General features: G+C 49.8%; 13 protein-coding genes. 4 read left to right on the forward strand and 9 right to left on the reverse strand.

What is annotated here, in order from left to right; genetic code table 11:
• The first annotated feature begins 89 nt into the window (after positions 1–89).
• Genes B9N86_RS27240 through B9N86_RS27250 form a run of 3 tightly spaced genes read left to right on the forward strand, consistent with a single transcriptional unit; the run spans position 90 to position 5477 of the window.
• On the forward strand, positions 90–1961 hold the full coding sequence (locus B9N86_RS27240) for a class I mannose-6-phosphate isomerase (protein WP_244562865.1): 1872 nt from the start codon (positions 90–92) through the stop codon (positions 1959–1961).
• A complete protein-coding gene (locus B9N86_RS27245; protein ID WP_208916181.1) occupies positions 1948–2967 on the forward strand; it encodes an ROK family protein in 1020 nt (339 codons plus the stop codon). Before B9N86_RS27240 ends, B9N86_RS27245 begins: the two co-directional genes overlap by 14 nt.
• 14 nt (positions 2968–2981) lie before the next feature.
• Positions 2982–5477 (forward strand): glycoside hydrolase family 38 N-terminal domain-containing protein, encoded by a 2496-nt coding sequence (locus B9N86_RS27250; protein WP_208916182.1) that lies wholly within the window; start codon positions 2982–2984, stop codon positions 5475–5477.
• A 118-nt stretch (positions 5478–5595) separates the two neighbouring features.
• On the opposite strand, the gene B9N86_RS27255 is transcribed toward B9N86_RS27250, so the two are convergent.
• From B9N86_RS27255 to B9N86_RS27285, 7 genes are all read right to left on the reverse strand, one after another.
• Positions 5596–6420, reverse strand: coding sequence for a carbohydrate ABC transporter permease (locus B9N86_RS27255; protein ID WP_208920853.1), 825 nt, complete (start codon positions 6418–6420; stop codon positions 5596–5598).
• A gap of 79 nt (positions 6421–6499) precedes the next feature.
• A complete protein-coding gene (locus B9N86_RS27260) occupies positions 6500–7375 on the reverse strand; it encodes a carbohydrate ABC transporter permease (RefSeq protein ID WP_208916183.1) in 876 nt (291 codons plus the stop codon).
• Between the two features lie 40 nt (positions 7376–7415).
• Positions 7416–8738, reverse strand: coding sequence for an extracellular solute-binding protein (locus B9N86_RS27265; RefSeq protein WP_208916184.1), 1323 nt, complete (start codon positions 8736–8738; stop codon positions 7416–7418).
• Between the two features lie 72 nt (positions 8739–8810).
• Positions 8811–10391, reverse strand: coding sequence for a helix-turn-helix domain-containing protein (locus tag B9N86_RS27270; protein WP_208916185.1), 1581 nt, complete (start codon positions 10389–10391; stop codon positions 8811–8813).
• A gap of 41 nt (positions 10392–10432) precedes the next feature.
• Entirely contained in the window at positions 10433–12220 is a 1788-nt protein-coding gene (locus B9N86_RS27275; RefSeq protein ID WP_208916186.1) for a cache domain-containing sensor histidine kinase, read from the reverse strand.
• A gap of 302 nt (positions 12221–12522) precedes the next feature.
• A complete protein-coding gene (locus tag B9N86_RS27280; RefSeq protein ID WP_208916187.1) occupies positions 12523–13542 on the reverse strand; it encodes a Gfo/Idh/MocA family protein in 1020 nt (339 codons plus the stop codon).
• Between the two features lie 34 nt (positions 13543–13576).
• The gene (locus B9N86_RS27285) at positions 13577–14350 is read right to left on the reverse strand and encodes a sugar phosphate isomerase/epimerase family protein (RefSeq protein ID WP_208916188.1); all 774 of its coding nucleotides are present in this window, start codon (positions 14348–14350) and stop codon (positions 13577–13579) included.
• A 139-nt stretch (positions 14351–14489) separates the two neighbouring features.
• Here B9N86_RS27285 and B9N86_RS27290 point away from each other — a divergent pair, with 139 nt between their 5' ends.
• Positions 14490–15305 (forward strand): AraC family transcriptional regulator, encoded by an 816-nt coding sequence (locus B9N86_RS27290; protein ID WP_208916189.1) that lies wholly within the window; start codon positions 14490–14492, stop codon positions 15303–15305.
• Positions 15306–15554: 249 nt separating this feature from the next.
• On the opposite strand, the gene B9N86_RS27295 is transcribed toward B9N86_RS27290, so the two are convergent.
• A complete protein-coding gene (locus tag B9N86_RS27295) occupies positions 15555–17855 on the reverse strand; it encodes a glycoside hydrolase family 3 protein (RefSeq protein ID WP_208916190.1) in 2301 nt (766 codons plus the stop codon).
• Between the two features lie 91 nt (positions 17856–17946).
• Entirely contained in the window at positions 17947–20238 is a 2292-nt protein-coding gene (locus B9N86_RS27300) for a glycoside hydrolase family 3 C-terminal domain-containing protein (protein ID WP_208916191.1), read from the reverse strand.
• Positions 20239–20241 lie beyond the last annotated feature (3 nt).

The raw sequence follows: 20241 nt of genomic DNA on the forward strand, positions 1-20241 counted from the left end.
AAACCCTTCCTCTTTTTATAAAGACGCTTCTCCCTTCTGCTTCTACAATGAAATCGTATCACCTTACAGAAGGGAGGAAGTTTTACCCCATGACAACCTTTCAATCATTGCCGATCAACCATGTAAACGTTCAGGATGAATCGATTTCCATTCATCGCGGTGCGGATGCTTGGTGTTCTCAGATCTTATCAACATATAAACAGGCTGCCGAAGGCGACCGGGATTCAAAACATACCGTGTTTATATCTCTGGATGGAACGAATGGTGCAGACTTTCATACATTGCTTCATTCGCTTCACTTCGCATGTGAGCAGGAGAACATTCCTTTTACCAAACACTTCACAGCTGAATTTCTAAAATCCGAATCAGAGCTACGTTCGGAGATGGCGCATTATTTGACAGACAATCGTGCCTTCGGTTATACAGCGACTGATGTTCAACCCATTCAATATTTTCAAGAAGGAACAAGAAAAGCCTGGTCACAACGGACTCCAGAGCTATCCGCTAAAGGAGGCATCGTTGTTTTATTTGGACCTGGCGCATCGCTTATCTCCGGCGGGGAATCAGATCTGAACTTTTATGCAGATTACTCCAGAGAAAATCAGCAGAAGCGTCATTCACCGCAATTTGGCAACTTTGGATTCGGCGGCTCCTCGGACCGCGTTGAAATTTATAAACATTGCTATTTTCTCGAATGGCCCGTCTGGGAGACTTACCGCAATGACTGGCTAGCATTTTGGGCAGATCAGCCACATCAGAATGCTTACTACATGGATATGAATCGTCCCGATGAGCCAATTTGGCTGCCGGTAACATCATTAAAGCATGTACTGCATAAGACCTCTCGCCAGCCGTTTCGTGTAAAGCCGTTTTTTGCACCCGGCATCTGGGGCGGACAGTATTTGAAAGAGCTGTGCGGACTTCCAGATGAATGGCCGAATTGTGCTTGGAGCTTTGAGCCAATTGCTCCGGAGAACACTCTTCTACTCGGTATAGATGGGATTACGCTAGAGGTTCCTTTTACACTGCTGATGGAGGCTTCGCCCAATGACATTATGGGCAAACGCAATGTAGAGCTGTTTGGCAGCTATTTCCCGATCCGCTTCAACTATCTCGACACGATGGATGGAGGCTATCTGTCACTACAAGTGCACCCTAATCAGGAATATATAGAGTCCCAATTTAATCAGCATATGACACAGCAGGAATCGTACTATGTGATGAAAAATAAACCCGGTGCCAAAGTCTATCTCGGCCTGAAGGACGGTGTGACGGGAGACCAATTACTCATAGCTTCAGAGGAAGCTCATCATAGCAGAGTACCACTGGATCTGCCTTCCTATGTTAACGAATGTCCTTCTGAGAAAGGGACTCTTTATCTCATCCCTCCGGGAACGGTGCACTGCTCTGGCCAGAACAATCTGGTTCTTGAAATCTCTTCGACCACCTGGTGGTTTACGTTCAAAATATATGACTATTTGCGCAAAGATGCCGATGGCAAGCCGCGTCCGATGAACCCGGAGCATGCGCGCCACAATATCAATGATTCCATAGACACCTCGGCCGTAGAAAGCGGACTTATAGCCCGTCCTAAGGTAATCCGCAACCACGGTAATAACTCGGAGGAGCTGCTGGGACAGTGTGACGATCTTCTGTTCCAGGTCCGCAGACTGACTCTGCAGGATACCTGGACTGCGGACACTGGCGGAGAATTTGTGATGTACAATCTCGTAGAAGGCGGGCGTGTCCGCCTCGTGCCGACGGCTAACGAAGAGGCTGCGGTTGAGTGGGGATATGCCGAAGCCTATATCGTCCCGGCTAGTGTAGGAGAATACCGCCTGGAGAACCTTTCCGGTTCCGCTTGCACCCTTATTGCCGCCAAAGTGAGTCCGGACTGGAACCTTCCGCTTCTTCCACCTAACCGGACCTCAGGCACGGAGGCCTTCGATGCGTTCTGGTGACGGACCCGATTTCGGCACCGGCGCACCTGCCGGAAAACCAGCCGAGATCACGCTTGCACTGGACGCCGGAGGCACCGTTTTAAAAGGAGCTCTGCTCGTAAATGGGCAGTTCGTGCCCGGCACGTTCATAACCCGGCCCTCGGCGTCCCAGGGTCCTGCTTCTGATACGATCGCCAGCTTCGCCGACGCATGTCACGAGTTGCTGAACTTTTACACTTCCGCCTACGGACCTTTGGATAAGAACGAAAGGGTCCGGATCGGATTTGCCTTTCCCGGGCCGTTCGATTATGCGGGAGGGATAGCACTGCTTCAGGGCGTAGGCAAATATGAAGCACTGTACGAACTGTCTGTTCGTGATCTGCTCCGTGCAGAATTTCAGCGGCTTAAGTCAGCATGCGCGGACACGATGATTGATGCACTCGCTTCAGCTAATATCCGGTTCGGCAATGACGCCTTCATGTTTGGGCTCGGAGTCAGCCTCCGGTTTCCGTCAGAGCGGTTGATATGCCTGACGCTCGGCACCGGATTAGGCTCCGCTTTTGTTGATAAAGGATATCTCGTCTCCGGCAAAGGCGGGATACCATTAAACGGAATGCTGTTTGCCGAACCTTACCGGGACCTTATCGTTGACGACTATTTTGGAAGAAGAGGTATTCTGAAGATGGCCTCCGAGCGGGGAATCTTCACAGAGAAGAATGATGTGGTGGATCTTGCGGAGGAAGCCACAACCGGCAACGCAGAAGCTGCAGATTTGTTCCATGAATACGGCCGCAGGCTGGGAGAAATGCTGCTGCCTTATGCTGCTGCTTTTAAGCCGAACCGCATAGTGCTTGGAGGACAAATTTCGCGCAGCTTTCCCCTCTGGGAGAAGGACATACAGCAGACTCTCGGTACGTTTTCCGTTCCGATTCTCCAGCTCCAGGATGGGATGATTGATGTATTTAGAGGCATTCATAAGCTATTCGAGGGTACGGATAAACAACCATCCGCCTCGATTCATAAATAGGAGGTTATCGTAATATGAGCATACCAACCAAAGGCGATCATAAACCCGCACGCCCATGGACCATCTATGTGATTCATCATTCACACACAGATATCGGTTATACGGAACGCCAAGAGCGGATCGAACAATATCATATCGATTTCATTCGTCAGGCGCTAAGCATCATTGAGGCAGCCCGTAGCGGTGACAAGCCGGAATGGAAGCCATTCCGATGGACTTGCGAGACTTTCTGGGCCGTAGAGCAGTTCTTGAAAGTCGCTTCCCCACTTGAAAAAGAAGCTTTTCAACAAGCCGTTATCCGAGGAGATATTGAGCTGTCAGGAACGTATCTCAACATGACAGAGCTGCCCGATCTGGACCTCCTTCTGCGGAATCACAGCAAGGCTCAGCAGTATGCCAAATCCTTCGACCACCACATTGACAGCGCCATGACTGCCGATATTAACGGATACAGCTGGGGTTATGCTACCAGCTTGCTGGAGAACGATGTTCAGCACCTGTTCTCCTGTATTCATACACATCACGGAATGTACCCCCTTGGCCGCAAGCAGACCCCGTTTTGGTGGGAGGCACCTGACGGAGGCAAGCTGCTCGTATGGAACGGAGAGCACTACATGTTCGGTAACGAGCTAGGCTTCTGCCCGAATGCGTTGGGGAAATACATCATTAAAGACGAACTTCAACATACCTTGTCAGAGCCGGAAGATCGGCACAATGAAGTGGCCACCCTGCGAATCAACCGGTATTTATGGAATCTTGAGCAGGAGCAGTATCCATACTCCTTCATCCCTGTCATGGTATCGGGGCTTGGTACGGATAACGCATCACCAAATGCCGAAATTGCGGAATGGATCACCCAGTGGAATGAACAATTTGGCGATCAGATTAAAATAAAGCTGGCTACCTTATCTGAATTCTTCGCCACCCTGAAGCAGGAAGACTTGTCCTCGCTTCCAGTACATCGCGGGGATTGGCCGGATTGGTGGTCCGACGGTGTAGCGTCAACAGCACTTCATACAGGAATATACCGTGATGCCCAGCGTACACTCCGGAAAGCAAAAAGGCTTGTTCAGCAGGATGAAATGGTGAACACAGCTGATATTGACGCGGCTTCCGAAGCATTGACCATGTATGCGGAGCATACATGGGGATACCATTCCTCCGTGTATGAGCCATGGCACCCCCAGGTGCAAATGCTTGAAGTGCGGAAGCAGGCTTACGCGGCCGAGGCCAGCAAACGGGCTTATCGCCTGCTGGATCAAGCTCTTGTCGCACGCCATGGAGCTCTTTTATCGCCTAATCGCCCATTGCGTTACGAGGTCATCAATACGGAACCGGCGGCCGCAACACTTCAAGTCACACTGCCGTTGGATGGATGGGAAACGACCATCCTCAAAGGGGATTTCGAGCTTATCGATGAATCGACGGGAGATGCCCTTCCGTACCAGATATCTCACAAGCATACAATCGTAACAGAGCTCACCCTTCTACCGAATGAGGCTCGGATTCTTCATATTAATGTGCTTCGCCAACAGGGAATGAAGAGCTCACGGAACAGCATGGTCACGGCGTGCAATATTAAGCCCGTGAGTTGTGAAGGGGTCGACGACATTTGGGAGCCTTCATCGTCTACCAATCCGATCATGGTGGACAGCTGTTCGATGGAATCGGAGACGATGCGGATCGAGTGGAAAATAAATGAGGGCATCACCGCTTGGATCGACAAACGTCTCTCCACTGATCTGCTGGACACTAACCGGAAGCATGCTCCATTCACACCGGTGTATGAAGTTACGCCTGTACAGGATGAACACAATCCGTCCCAGGTATGCTCAGCCCGTTCTCGAATGGGACGCAACCGAAAAGGAGTAAACGTTCAGCGAGATGCTGGCCGTCTAACCAGAGTACAGGTGCTCGACAACGGGCCACTGTTCGCCACGGTCGAGTTCGTATTTGAAGTGAAAGGGCTTAGCTACTACGCCCTTACCCTCAAAATGTTTGCTAACCAGCCACGTGTCGAGGTGTCTGTCCGCCTTCACAAGGAAAGCGTCTGGCTCCCCGAAAACGTGTATGTGGCTCTGCCATTCTCTATGGGAACCGAAGCTGAGCTTTATGTGGAGAAAGCAGGATGCCTTGTTCGACCATGGGCGGATCAACTCCCAGGTTCTTGTCTTGACTACACCTGTATTCAAGAGGGATTGTTATGGCATTCGGCAGAAGGTGATGAAACGCTTATTCTTTCCATGCCTGATACACCCCTGCTGCAGTTAGGAACTTTGGATCACAGCCATCGCCAGCTGCACACCCAGCAAACCGGGAACAGCGCGCCTTCCACATACGCTTGGATTTTGACGAATTACTGGGAAACCAATTTTAAAGCAACGCTTGGCGGATTCTATGAATTTCGTTATGCCATTGATCGCTTGCAACATACGACACCAGAGCAAGCCGTTGGGGCGCTTCATGCGTCTACAGGACAATTTACTGTACACCGTATCAAGTTAAAGTAACAAAAAAATCAGGGGCAACTCTTGGATCTTGATGATCCTGGAGTACCCCTGATTTTGTATATTAGATCTAACCGCTGCTATGCAACGCCACACCCTGCTCCGTAAAGAACACCGGCCTCTACCCCTTAACCGACCCGGCCACCATACCCTTCATGATCTGTTCCTGAAGGATAAGATAAATAACAATCGTCGGGATGACCGCTATTGCCATGGCCCCCATCGTAAGACTGTAGTCTGTCCCGAAACCATCCGAGAACAGGGACAGGCTGAGCGGCAGCGTCTTTAGTGCCTGTGAATTGATAAACACGAGCGCAAAGGAAAAGTCGTTCCAAAATCGAAGGAAAGCCAATATCGATATCGTCGCTACAATCGGGGTACATAGCGGCAGGATGATCCTTCCGAATATGCCCCACCAACCGTTGCCGTCGATCATAGCCGCTTCCTCAACCTCCCGTGGAATGGAGATCATGTAAGCCATCGCCAAAAAGATCGCAATCGGCAGCTCGAACGCCGTATACGGCAGAATGAGTGCTCCGTATGAATTGAGCAATCCGATTTCCTTCATCATGAGAAATAACGGAACCAGCGTGCTATGGATCGGAATAAGCATCCCGGCCAGAAATAACGCCATTACTACCTTTTTGAAACGGAACTGAAACCGGGCAAGCACATATGCGGCCAAAAGACTGAGCACAATCGTGAGCAAAACCGATGTAATCGTAACGATGGTCGAATTGAGCATCGCCCGTCCCATATTTCCCAAATCCCACGCCCGGACAATGTTTTCTTTCATCCATTCAACAGGCAAGCCATAGGGATTATTGAAAAAATCCTGATTCGTCTTGAACGCACTAATAAACAGCCAATACAACGGATACAGCGTGATCAGGGAGTATGCCAGCAGCAGCAACTTGACTAACCCGGATATGCCTTTTCTAGCCAGCTTTCGGTTCGGGTATGCGAGACTTACGGCTGTCTCTGCTGGACGTGTCTGTTGTTGTTTCACATGCCTCTCCTTTCCATCAGCTTTCTTTCCTTCGAGTCAGCACAAAATTAATGGCGATCAGTAAAGCGCTGATGATCATAATCATAGTGGACACGGCTGAACCGTACCCGTACCGGTAGACATCAAACGTATTGTTGTACATATAGGTGGCAAGCAGTTCTGTGGACTGCGCCGGTCCCCCGCCTGTCATCACAATGACATGATCAAACGCTTTCAGGCTTCCGGAAATACAGAGAACGAGTGTCACAACGACGGTCCCCCAAATCATGGGAAGTGTCACCTGAATCAGCTTCTTCCAGCCGTTCGCGCCATCAATTTTAGCAGCATCGTTGATCTCAGGAGAGATGTTTTGCAAAGCGGCGATAAAGATAACCATATACGGACCGATGTTGCTCCAGTTGATCGGGATCGAGATCGCGAACATGTTTACCTTCGGATCGGAAAGCCAAGCGCGTGTCCAGGATTCTAGTCCGATAATCTCGAGCACTTTATTCGCAAGACCGAACTGCGGATTGTAGATGTACCCCCATATAAGACCGACCACGACCGTCGAGAGTACCATCGGCATAAAGACGGCAGAACGAATAATTCTGGAGAAAAATGAATTTTTGAGAAGCAGGAGCGCCAATATTAAGGCAATCGGAATCTGTCCTATAATGGATGACACTACAATGATCAGGTTGTTCCGCAGTGCTCTCCAAAATATTGGATCGTGCAATATTTCATTGTAGTTACCAAAGCCGATAAACTTGGCCTCGCCTAACCCTTTCCAGTTAAAAAAACCGTAATACGCCGACCAAAAAACCGGGACGATAACAAACAACAGGAACAGCAGAAGCGCCGGAAGCAGAGCTAGAACTATAAATCCTTTACTTCGAATGGCTGTTGGCACTTAAGACGCCTCCCTTCTTCTGACACCCTTGGAAGTCTCATTACTGTGCTGTGGATCTGGCCTGCGCGTCCTGAAGTTTCTTCGCCACGCTTTCAGGTGTTCCGCCCATCATAATTTCCTGAAGACCGTTATTGATCGCTTCGCCTGCTTCAGCGGTTAGGTAAGCGTCATATACCGGCGTAATGCCTGTCTTTTTTACGAGATTAAATGCTTTATAATACAGCGACGTTACTTTGGCTTGATCGATGTCCGTATCATACATAACCATCGAATTGCTCTCGGCAATGGCCTTCTGTGCTTCCGGTCCGCTGACCGTGTAAATGAGCTTTAGTGCGGCTTCTCTGGCGGCACCTTCCGTTCGTTTGCTCAATGCGAGACCGCCTCCTGCTCCGCCGGAAATCGTATTAGGATCGCCTTTACCTCCCGGAATTGACGGCAGAACGGTCACATCAATGTTCTTCATCTGTTCTTCACTCGCAGAGGATGCAAGGTTCGTAAGTGTCCAGGCTCCGCTGACCATCATCGCTGCATTACCCTGAATGAAATATTGCTCCGCCTGCGTGTTATCAATGCTGTTCGCTCCCTCTTGGAAAGCCTTGTTGTCGACAAGCTGTTTAAAATATCCGAGCGCCTCCACGAATTCAGGATCTGTGAATTTGGCTCCTTTTTGTTCTGAAGCATTCTTGAACCATTCCGTCCCGGTCACGCGGTCCGCCAGCGAACCAATAATTGTTGACTGTGCAACCCATGGCGCTTTATTGCCGAGGGCAATCGGTGTCACTCCGTTATCGTTAAACACCTTAATCGCCGTCATCATTTCTTCCCAAGTCGTCGGAACTTTGACGCCGTGTTTCTCAAACAGAGTTGTGTTGTAATACAAAATCGAGGTGGCCGACATGGCGAGTGGAGCTGTGTAAACCTCTTTTTCCTTAAAAGTGAATGGATCAAAAGCGCCCTGCAGGAACTTATCTCTCCATTCCGGATTCTGGTCCAACACGTCCGTGATCGGTTGAAGCAGATCGGCTTTATACAATTCGGCGGAATGACTGCCTGCATATACGAACATTAAGTCCGGCAGCTCATTCGCAGCCGCTACTGTGCTGAGACGCTGGCGGTAACCGTCTACCGGAATCGCCTGTGCATCAAGCTCAACATCGGGATTATCCTGGGCGAATTGGTCGATAAAGCTCCGTACGGTTTTGGCCCGGAGATCATCACCGGCAAAGTTGTGCCAGACTGTCAGCTTGACCTTATCCCCTTTGTTAGCGGTTTCACCATTCGGTTTACTGCTTGATTCCCCGCAACCTGCCAAGATCAGTGTCAGCATGAGCAGGACTAGACCCATTTTTTGTATTGGTTTCATTGTCAATCCTCCTTGATAGCATGAATAACCCAAGTATAGAAGAGGAGGGCGTAAGTCCGTAGGGGACATAATTCAGTCGATAGAGGGATAAATTTCAGCATTTGCCCGATATTCAGAAGGGGTCATTCCCGTAAATTTTTTGAACAGACGGTTGAAATACTTCATATCCTCATAGCCGACTTCATTCGCCACTTCACTGATTTTGGCAGGGGTTTCAAGCAGCAAAGCCATCGCTTTCTGCATTTTGGCCTGTGTTACGAACTCGATATAGTTCTGTCCGGTTTCCCGTTTGAACAACTCGCTGAAATAATTTGAATTCATATGCACATGTTTTGCAACTTGCTGCAACGATAACCCTTGACCCAGATGCTCATGTATATACGCGACCGCGCGCTGAACCGGACTAATACCGGATACTAGCTCGGCATGCTGCTTCATTAGCGTTTCAAAATGGTGTAACAGCACCTTCTCCGGTCTTTGCGCAAGTTCAGTCATGTCCAGCTTCTCCCCATTCGGCGGTTCATATGAACGGCCGATAGACAAGGCAGCACGCTCCAGCCAGCGGTGTCCGGCAACGATCAGAGTCTGAAGATAACCCTGCACCGAGCTTGGTGTCGCTTGATGATCACGCCGGATACGTGCCAGCAGCTCTGCGATTCCACTCTTCAGGACACCAGCGTCCTCTGCCCGAAGCCATGCTGCCAGCTCCTTCTCCTCTTCCATCGTGCTGAATACCCGGACACCTTTACGTTCACTTATGTCTTCGTAGCGCACATAATCTTTATGGCCTAACAGCCATTCATAAGAACCGGCTTCCATGGCTGTGTCCAGAGCCCGCCGCAACTGCCTTACATCACCGATCGGCTGCCCGCAGGCGGCAAAGGTGTCGCAGTTCAGTTCTTCTCTCGCTTTCCGGATTATATATTCCAGTTGGCTTATGCCCTCGCGTTCCACCTCAGTTCTGATCAGCATCAGGATCGAGTCGTCCCACTGCAGCCACTCACAACCGTAAGGGACGAGTTCGGTCAATCTCTCCCCAAAGGCATGGTAGAGAACTTCTGGTACACGCCCTTCTTCTCCGGCAGTATCGTCATGACGGAAGGTAACGATCCAGACCTGCAGTTGGTGCTCCCCCTGAGTAATCCTCAGATCGGGATATCTGTTCCACATCTCCGTTACCGTCTTCTCATCTGGAAGAGTAGCCGAGGCAAGCAGTCTTCTCAGGAAGCTGCGGTTGACTGCTCTTTCCTGCGTCCTGCCCAGTTCATCTTCCTGCCGTCGCTGTTCAATCCGAGCCTTCGCCCGAATCGCCGCCTGTATTATTTCGTCGGGCCGGCTTGTTTTCAGCAAATATTCACTGACACCTTCCCGCATCGCCTGCTGGGCATATATAAACTCATCAAAACCAGATATAATGATCATTTCTGTGTCCGGCCGCTCGTTCATCACTTCACGGGCCAGATCAATCCCGCTCATGCCAGTCATCCGAATATCGGTAAAAATAATATCCGGCTGTTCACACGGAATCCGCTGTAGTGCCTCTTCCGCTGAAGCGGCCGGCTCCAATACAGAAAACCCGCTGCTCTCCCAGTTAATTACCGTGCTCAACCCCGTCCGAATGATCACCTCGTCATCCACAATCAACACCTTCATCCAAGATCATCTCCCTTTCCCTTCACGTGTGTGATTCAGCCCTATTCGATCCCCGACCTGTCCTCTCCAATCGGGATCGTAAACATAACTACTGTTCCTCTTCCTTCCGTGCTCTCAATCCGGAGAACGGCCTCCCTTCCGTAATGAAGACGAAGTCGGTTGTTCACATTGCGGAGCCCGTAGCTCCCTTGGGAAGACCTCTCCTTTTCATGAACGTGAACCGGATGCTCCTCCAATTGAGTACGCAGCCATAACAGTCGTTCCTCACTCATGCCTATTCCATCGTCCTCCACCATCAAATGGATACCGTGTTCATCACAGCTTGCATTGATCGTAATCGTACCCGGTCCTTCCCGTTTCAGAATACCGTGCAACATCGCGTTCTCAACGAGCGGCTGCAGCAACAGCTTGAGCATGGTCAGATCACGCACCCGATCATCCATATACACATGAAAGATTAATTTATCCGGGTAACGGATGGACTGAATGTTCACATAATTCCGGACATGCTCCATCTCCTGGCGGACTGCGCAATATTCCTGGCCGTTATTCAGGCTGAATCTGAGAAAGTCGCTCAGTGAGCCGACCATATCAGCGATTTTGCTGTCTTTATTCATCAAGGCAAGCCACTGGATGGAAGACAGGGTATTGTACAGGAAATGCGGGTTGATCTGTACCTGAAGTGCCTGCATATCCGCTTCTTTTTTCAGTGATTCACTTAGTTTCACTTCCTCCGTCAGCTTCACAATCCGGGAGCTTAGACGGTTATAGCTGATGACCAGCTGTCCTACCTCATCAATCGTTGTTACGGGAATCGCGGGAAGCGGCTCCTCCGGACTTGAGTTTTTGAGAAATTTGGTCAAAGTGGATAACGGCTTCGTAATTTTCTGTATCAGAAAGACAACGAGAATGATCACGAGAAGAAACGCAACGGTGACCGCAACGGCCATCAAGGTGAGCACATACTGGTTCTGTGAACGGTATTCTGCAGCTGGAATGATGCCGACCAGCTTCCAGTTCACATCCGATACCGATTTGTAGAGTACGGTCTTCTTATCCGTCCCTTCCCCGTAATTTAAAGTCCCACTTGGTCCTTCCATCAGCTTCATGCCCGGATAAAAATCAGATAGCGGGCGGTTACTTTCCATGTCGGGTGGACCGGCAATGATCCGGTCATGCTCATCCAGCAGCAGGACAAATCCGCTCTTCTCTAGAGCCGCCTGCGTGACCTGATAAGCAATCACGGCTTGGTCCACATTGATCTGGACCTTGCCGATCGGCTTATATTTATCTGTACTTCGAATCGGCCGGGCTAGCGTTACGACCTGCCGCACTCCGTCCGACGTCCACTGCCGGTGTACGTTAGACCACCACTTGGGATGCCACTTGTAATAATCCGGAATTTCCTCGGTAATGTCGGTAAACTCCGAGCGGATCAACGATTTGTGCGAAATCGGCTGCTTTGCTCCAAGCGGCTCAATAATGATGTTCGCAATATACTCCTTCGAGAACGCCAGATTCGTCAAAAAAAAGATAATCGATGTCTGCTGCGTATAATTGCTATCTCTCTCCGGCGACTTCAGATAACTCTGGACCCCACTGTGCCCGATCAGAAAAAGAGACATGTTTTCCACGTCCTTCACCATCGTCACCAGGTAAGCCTCAAGCTGCCGCAACGTATTCATCCCTGATATTTTGGCCTTTTCCTCAGTAATGCCGCCCGCCATATTGTAAGAGAATAGACCGAGAAACAGGAGTGGAACCATCGTCGCAATGATGATCAGCAGTGAAAGCTTGTGCTTAAGCGATTTGCCGAGCCATTTTTTCATTCCTTCACCTCAGTTCTTATGTGCCTAAACCACACAGTTGCTTATCCCATGAGCTAGTTGCCAAGCGCAACCGCTTTCAGCCCAATAGATTAAAATCTATCTTAGAGTAATCCTTCTGTCGGAGTAAATGATTTCTTAGTCATAGAGGGGGATAAAATTATCCACTGGACCTGCTGTAGTATTTGATATTGAAGCTGGTCATGACCGATAAAGACGTCCAACACACAAAAAAAACCCCTCCCAGAAATGACAGGAATAACATCCGCCATAGCCCAAGAGAGGGGTTCTTAATCATGATTCAATTACAATTTTACGATGCTTCCTGTTGCCTGAGACTCAAATGCACCCAGGATAACGTTCAGCGAACGCAAGCCTTCTTCGCCGGAAATCGACGGTGGCGTGTTGGTGAGAATAGATTGTACGAATGCGTCAATTACACCGCTATGGACCTGCTGTTCGTTGGTTGCCATCGCGCCGACCTTGTAGGTCTCTACAGTACCGTTTGTCAACTCAACGATAACCTCGTCCCCATCTACCGCACCAATCTTCATGACGCCATTCTCGCACCACAGCACGGTGCTGTTGTCACCGGATCTATAATGTGTCCAACTGGCCATCAACGTTCCGACAGCGCCGCTCTTCATGCGAACGATACAGGTCGCGTTGTCATCTACGTCTGTTCCGTCCTTATGAATCGTGCCGATAAATCCCGCCACTTCAGCAATTTCATCACTCAGCAAATAACGGATAAAGTCGGATTTATGCACACCGAGATCACCCATGGCACCCATAATTGCTTCTTCTTTGCGGAAGAACCAGCTGTCACGTCCATCCAGGCTCCAGCTCTCCGGACCACCATGACCGAAAGAAGTACGGAACGTAAGCACTTTTCCAAGCTTGCCGGAATCGAGGATTTCCTTCGCCTTTACATGCGGCGGCATCAGACGCTGATTGTGGCCAACCATCAGGTACACGCCGTTTTTGCGTGCAGCCTCAATCATCTGCTCTCCTTCTTCGGCTGTAGTAGCCATCGGCTTCTCAACCAATACATGCAAGCCTGCATTCGCTGCCGCAATGGTCATCGGCGCATGCAGGTAGTTCGGCGTACACACGCTGACTGCATCCAGCTTTTCATTTTTCAGCAATTCTTCATAGCTTGTGTAAGCTTTTCCGCCATAAATCTTAGCAACCTCTTCAACACGTTCTTTTAACGGATCAGCGAAGGCAACCAGCTCTACGTTAGGATTGGCAGCATATTCAGGAATGTGTCTGCGCTGGGCAATAGCACCGCAGCCAAATACAGCAATTTTGATTTTGTTCATGTTGATTGTCTCCTCTGTGATTGAAAATATAAATTTAGAATTGGTTTAGATAGTTCTCTTTCAGCCAGTTCAAGCTGTTCGATACGCTTTGCAGCGGTGGATTCTGGCATACATCCTGCTCTACGATCAGCCATTCTGTGCCTGCATCCGAAGCGGCCTTAATAACAGCCGGCAAGTCAACCGAGCCTTGGCTCAGCTCAAGCGTCTGCATGTTGCCATCGGCATCCTTGCTGAAATCCTTCAGGTGAAGGAGTGGCAAACGTCCTGCATATTTTGGAATGTAAGCAAGCGGATCTTGTCCGGCAAACTGTACCCAGCATACGTCCATCTCAACTTGAACCGCATTCGGTGAAGTCGTTGAATACATGGCATCAAATACAAATTGGCCATCCACTTCAGCTTCAAATTCAAATGCATGGTTGTGATAACCAAAGATCAGTCCCTGCTTGCGTGCTTCAGCACCTACTTCTTCCAGGAAGGCAAAGAGGTTCTTCCAACCTTCTGCATCCTCGCGGTCTTCTGGAGCTACATATGGACACATCATATACTTGGCGCCGATCGTTTTCAGGTAATCGATCTCCTTTTGCAGATCGTCGCGAAGAAGATGCAGTCCCACGTGACTGCCGATTGCCTTAAGACCCAGCTCCTGAAGAAGCGTTTTCATCTCCTCTGCCGGAATGTCGCCATAGCCTGCGAACTCCACACCTTCATATCCCAGTTCCGCCACTTTGCGAAGCGTACCGCGGAAATCCTGCGCAGTTTCGTCGCGAAGCGTATACATTTGCAGTCCGATACCCATTTTTCTCATGGAAGGACACCTCTATTCAATGGATTGTGTTAATGCTCTATATGGTACCATCTTACATGAAAGTAGGCTAAAATGAACATAAACTATATTGTCATAACATGAACTATTTGCTTACTTTTTTTCGAGTGGAGGTTAAGTCATGGTAGAGTCAAGACTGCTGATCTGCGATTATTCCTATCACACTGCGCCTTTTAGCAACAGTCATAAGAACGGCTTGACAACCTATCTGTTCCGTCTGCAAACCGAAGGCTCTTGCGAGGCTTGCTGCAACAGCAAGGAGTACCATTTACAGGCCGGTGATCTCCTGCTGCTTAAACCCGGAGATAAATACGAGCTGCGGGTAAGAGAGGAAACGAATGACGGACGTGTGTCGAGCGGCGATTACTTTATTTTTTGCGATGGTACTTGGATCGATGTCTGGTGGAGCCGCATGAGCCGCCACATTGTCAACCATATCAGCATTGACGACCATTTGCTCGGCTTGTGGAGGCAGCTTCTGCTGGAGAAGCGCCGCGGGCCGGAGGGGGAGAATGTTGAGCTAACCGGTTATTTACTACAAGGCCTCTGCCTGTGTCTGGATCGGGCGATTACGGAGACAAAACCTACGGACCGCTCAGCCTTCATGGCATTACGCTTGAAGAGATTCATTGAAGAGCATGCTACCGTTACGTTTAAACTTGAAGAGGCTGCTGCTCATGTCGGCCTTAGCTTGTCTCGAGCTGTTCAGCTGTTCAAAGCCTGTTATGGCAAAACCATGATCCAATATGCGCTGGAAATCCGGCTTAATGCTGCGGTTGAACGTATCAAGTACAGCTCCCTGACACTGGAGGAGATAGCTGAGACGTGCGGATTTGCCAGCTATTCGTATTTTCATCGTGTATTCCGAGCCAAATATGGCATGCCCCCGGCGAGATTCCGAGAGATAGAAACAACGCCCGTCGGGTCGGTTGAGTAAGCTCAGGACGATATCAAGTGAGTACATGTTGTTTTCACCAAACGAAATGTTCATCGCATCACCTGCAAGCTTTCTTTAGAAAGCCTCATCGGAAGCATGAAAGGGTGCGCCCACTCAAGGTGTGTTGTACATTCCAGGTTATAGCATAAAAGCCCCGATATTCGGGGCTTTTTCCACTCTATTTCGATCTACTCCGCAATCAGGCTGTACACCAAAAATATCTTAGTTGGCCGCGCCGAATGCACTCGCTCACTGCTGTTTTTCCAATGTGCGCGCTCTCCGGTATTTCTTCGTCCGCTCATCCTCAATGACACCATTCCAGTTAAGGCCGAAGGCAAAATCATAGGTATGGTTCTCAGAGTCTATGTGACATTCCATATCATGTGCCACATCCTCAAACTGCTCTTCCACCGTTCTCATATTAGCCGGCATCTGCATCGGCAGCAGGCCTGATGGCTCAACTGCACCAGTGAGCACCTCCATGATCGCTTGATCCTGAACGCCAAAGTTGACGAGGATAGCATCTACCTCCGCTTCAAATTCTTCAACGACGGTCGGATTCGACAAGAGCATGGATACAATAACCGGTTTGCCTTTCATCATTTCCTTTGTTTCCATCACCATGTCCAGATCGGTTGTATTCTGAGGGGTAACGGATTTTCCTTTATAGGAACGGTTCAACACATCACACGTACGTGCATCGCCAGCCAGGCTCACTTCGCGCGCATGCTCTGCCGTATATGTCTTGTATTGCAGACTCATCGGCACATAACCATTGCCTCCCTGTTCCTCATCCTCCTCGCTGTAGCCGGTTCCCGACTTCGGTGTGCTGATAAATACAAGGCCGAAGTCAGCTTCATCAGGATTATTCGTAACCTCAAAATATTTTGACACGATGTCCAGATTTACCGGATGCTCGAGGCTTTCCGGCGTCGGATTGCCAAACCAATCCTTTCCGGCCGCCATAAAGCGTTTCGGAATGTAGACCTTGCTCTTCTGTTGAAGAGGCAGTACGCCATTTTTATTTTTCAGCATGACGATCGATTTCAACTGTGCTTCATATCCCTCACGCATAAACTCTGCATTCCCCACAACTTCCGCACTTTGCAGCGGCTCTACATACGGGTTTTCAAACAATCCAAGACGGAACATATTGCTCAGCAGGCGTACCGCAGACTGTTCAAATCGATCCCGCATATATGCTTCTCCGTGCTCTTCAACGCCCATCTGATAGGCAGCCAGTACAGGTTCAATCTCGTTGTTGCCGCCAAACTGGTCAACGCCTGCCATCAGCAGCTTGTAATGCCGCTCCGCCACCGTCAGTCCCTCTACACCCCATGGCTTACCGGTAAGGAAGGAATCCCGAGGGCCGGATTCGTCAGCAGTAATCAACCAGTCGGTGCAGACCACACCGTCATATCCATATTTCTCCCGCAACAAATCCTTAATAAGATAGGAGTTATAAGAATTGCCGACATTCTCCCCGTTTACGGTATCCTGATCCGTAGAGATTGTGTAGTACGGCATGACAGCTGAAGCCATACTGGTCTTTCCATCCAGCTTAAAAGCTCCATCCACAAATGGAATCAAATGTTCATCAAAGTTGTTTCCCGGATAAACCGCATATTTCCCACAGCTGTAATGAGCATCTCTTCCGGCCTCGCCTGATCCGCCGCCAGGCCAGTGCTTCACCATGGCGTTAACACTGTCATATCCCCAGCCCTCGGAAATTTCTCTCTCTCCCTCCGATGTCTGGAACCCATCAATGTAGGCACGAGCCATATCGGTAGTTAACAGGGAATCCTCGCCGAAGGTACCGTTAAACCGGAACCAGCGCGGCTCTGTAGCAATATCAATCTGTGGGGAGAGTGCTGTTGCAAGGCCAAGTGCACGATATTCTTTGGAGGCAATCTCGCCGAATTTCTTGGTGATGTCCGGATCAAAGGTTGCAGCCAAGCCCAGCGTCTCCGGCCACATGGAGATATGCCCACCGGAGCCCGCATTAAACTCCGAACTGGCATCTGAACTATGCCGTGGGTCTGAGCTGTTGTTTGCCGGAATCCCAAGTCCCGTACCTTCCGCATAAGCTTGCACTTTATTGTTCCAGCGTGCTGCAACTTCCGGACTCTCCACCGTTGTCACCAGCACATGTCTCAGATGATCCTTGACGAGAAAGGCAAGCTGTTCATCCGTCAGCGCCCAAGGCTTCACTCCACTCTCCTCATAGGATTTACCGTCATAGGTGCCTGAGAACCAAGAGTTGCTTGCAGCTGGAATGGATTGATGCCTGCTGTACAGCATCAGGCCTGCGATTTGCTCAATAGTCATTTTTGACGCCAAGTCCTTAGCCCGTTCCTTCGACGATAACCGCCAATCTTCATACCGATCTAGCTTGCCATCACGGCTCAAATCCTTGAAAAACAGATCGTCCTGCTCTATGATCGTTACGCCTGAGCCAGGAGAGTAACCCAGCTTGGGGCCTCCCGGGTTGTTCACATATTGTACGTTGTCTCCACTTACATTCACGGTTTGGATCGTTTGATTGTTCATTCTGGTTCCCTCCACTCCAAGTTTGTCTCTCCTATGCACTACGCCAGAATCAACACAGTATTGATTCCTTGTATATACAGCTTCTCTATATTTATAGTCCCAGCTTCTGGTTCAACGCATCAATCACTGCCGTCAGTTTTTCCTCAGACATACCGCCAATCATGCCTCCGATTGAACGGAGACCGTCGTATTTCTTCCAATGCACAACGGCATCAAACAGCTCGGTCAAACCGCTGTCCATGCTATCTGCAAACATAGCTCCCATCTGCTTAATCCGTTCCATACTAAGCTCCATAAGCTCTGAAGCGAGAGGCGCTGTTTCCGGGATCGCCAGCAGCTCATAAAACTTCGTATTACGTGTAACTTTTTTAAATGGAATTGCTGTTGAAATTACGTTAATGGACACAGACAGCGGTGTATCCACAGATGATCCGCCGACTAAAACATCATATACGCCGGTTTCCGCGAACCAGTCCTGAATTTCTGTATTGTAGTAAGCGAAGGCACGCTTATCGAGCGTAAAGCTCACCGTCTTGGCTTCGCCTGGCTCAAGATGAACTTTCTCGAAGCCTTTCAATTCCTTCACAGGCCGGACAACCGTACTATCAAGCGGCTTCACATAGAGCTGTACCACTTCCTTGCCTGTACGATCCCCTGTATTACGAACCGTCACGGTAATCGTCGCAGACTCTGTATCCTTCACTTGATCCTTATCTATTGAAATATTCTCGTAAGCAAATTGAGTGTAACTAAGTCCATGTCCGAACGAGAACAACGGCTGCTCCTTCTTGGCTTCGTAGTATCGATACCCTACAAACAGCCCTTCTCCGTAATACACTTCACTCTTGCCGCCCGGGAAATTAAGATAGGCCGGGGTTTGCTCCAATGTCACAGGAAAAGTCTCGGCCAGCTTGCCGCTTGGATTCACAGCTCCATACAAAACGTCCGCTGCTGCGGAGCCTGTTGCCTGACCTGCCAGATATCCTTCAAGCACGGCTTTCACATCAGACAACCAAGGCATGGAAACTGGTGATCCATTAGAGAGCACAACAACCGTATTCGGTTGCACCGCTGAAACCCGCTTGATCAGCTCGATTTGCGAACCCGGGATATGAAGATGCGTACGATCGACACCTTCAGATTCAAATGAATCCGGCAAGCCTGCAAAAATAACAGCCACGTCTGTCCCTGCTGCAGCCTCTACAGCTTCAGCAATCAGGTCTTCATGAATGGCATCGCCTTTTAGGCTGTAGCCTTCAGCGTAAGCCACCTTGCCCTGTGCCATCTCCACGATTGCATCATAAGCCGCATCAAGCCGCGTTGGGGCAATATGTGAGCTGCCGCCGCCTTGATAGCGCGGATTTTTAGCAAATGCACCAATAACAGCAACCGACTGCTGAGGCCCCAGAGGGAGCAGATTGTCTTCATTCTTCAACAGGACCATACATTCCGCTGCTGTACGGCGGGCCAGCTTGTGATGCTCCTCTTGGTCGTAGGTGAAGCCCGGCTTCTTGTTGTCAAAGCCCTTGAAAATCACCGTCAGCAGCCGCTCTACTGTACGGTCTAGCACCGATTCATCCAATTCACCGGATTTCACAGCTTCGACGATCATCCCATCATGCTCTGGCCCAACATAAGGCATCTCCAGCTCAAGCCCGGCCTTTAAGCCTTTGACCCGCTCGTTAATGGCCCCCCAGTCGGTCATAACCAGACCTTGGTGTCCCCATCTTTCTTTCAACACATCGGTCAGCAAGTCTTCATTCTCCGAACAGAACTCTCCGTTCACCAGATTGTACGCGCACATCACGGTCCAGGCATCCCCTGCTGTGATCGGTCCTTCAAAGCTGCGGAGGTAAATTTCATGCAATGTTCTTTCATCCACAACGGCGTTAATGGAGTTACGGAGCGTCTCTTGGTTGTTGACTGCAAAATGCTTTACCGAGGTTCCAACGCCTTCACCCTGTACACCATATACGTGATGCGTTCCCATCTCCGAGGACAGGTATGGGTCCTCGGAGAAATATTCAAAGTTTCGGCCGCATAACGGTGAACGCTTGATATTGACAGCCGGTCCAAGAATGATCTGCACATCCTCCGCCTGACACTCTTCGCCAAGCGCCTTGCCGACTTCTTGGATCAACTGCCGATCCCATGAGGAGGCAAGCCCGGCGCCGCTCGGAAAGCAGGTGGATGGAACGGTTTTGCTGGACATGTCTGCGAGGTCCCCCTGTTTCCGCAAGCCATGTGGGCCATCCGTCATTGAAATCGACGGTATTCCGAGCCGTTCTACCGGCTTGGTCTGCCACATGTTCAGACCGGAACAAAGACTTGCTTTCTCCTCCAGAGTCATCTGTGTAATGATTTCTTGTATATTTCGATTCATATT

The organism is Paenibacillus uliginis N3/975 (assembly GCF_900177425.1).
Taxonomy (GTDB): Bacteria; Bacillota; Bacilli; order Paenibacillales; family Paenibacillaceae; genus Paenibacillus_AQ; species Paenibacillus_AQ uliginis.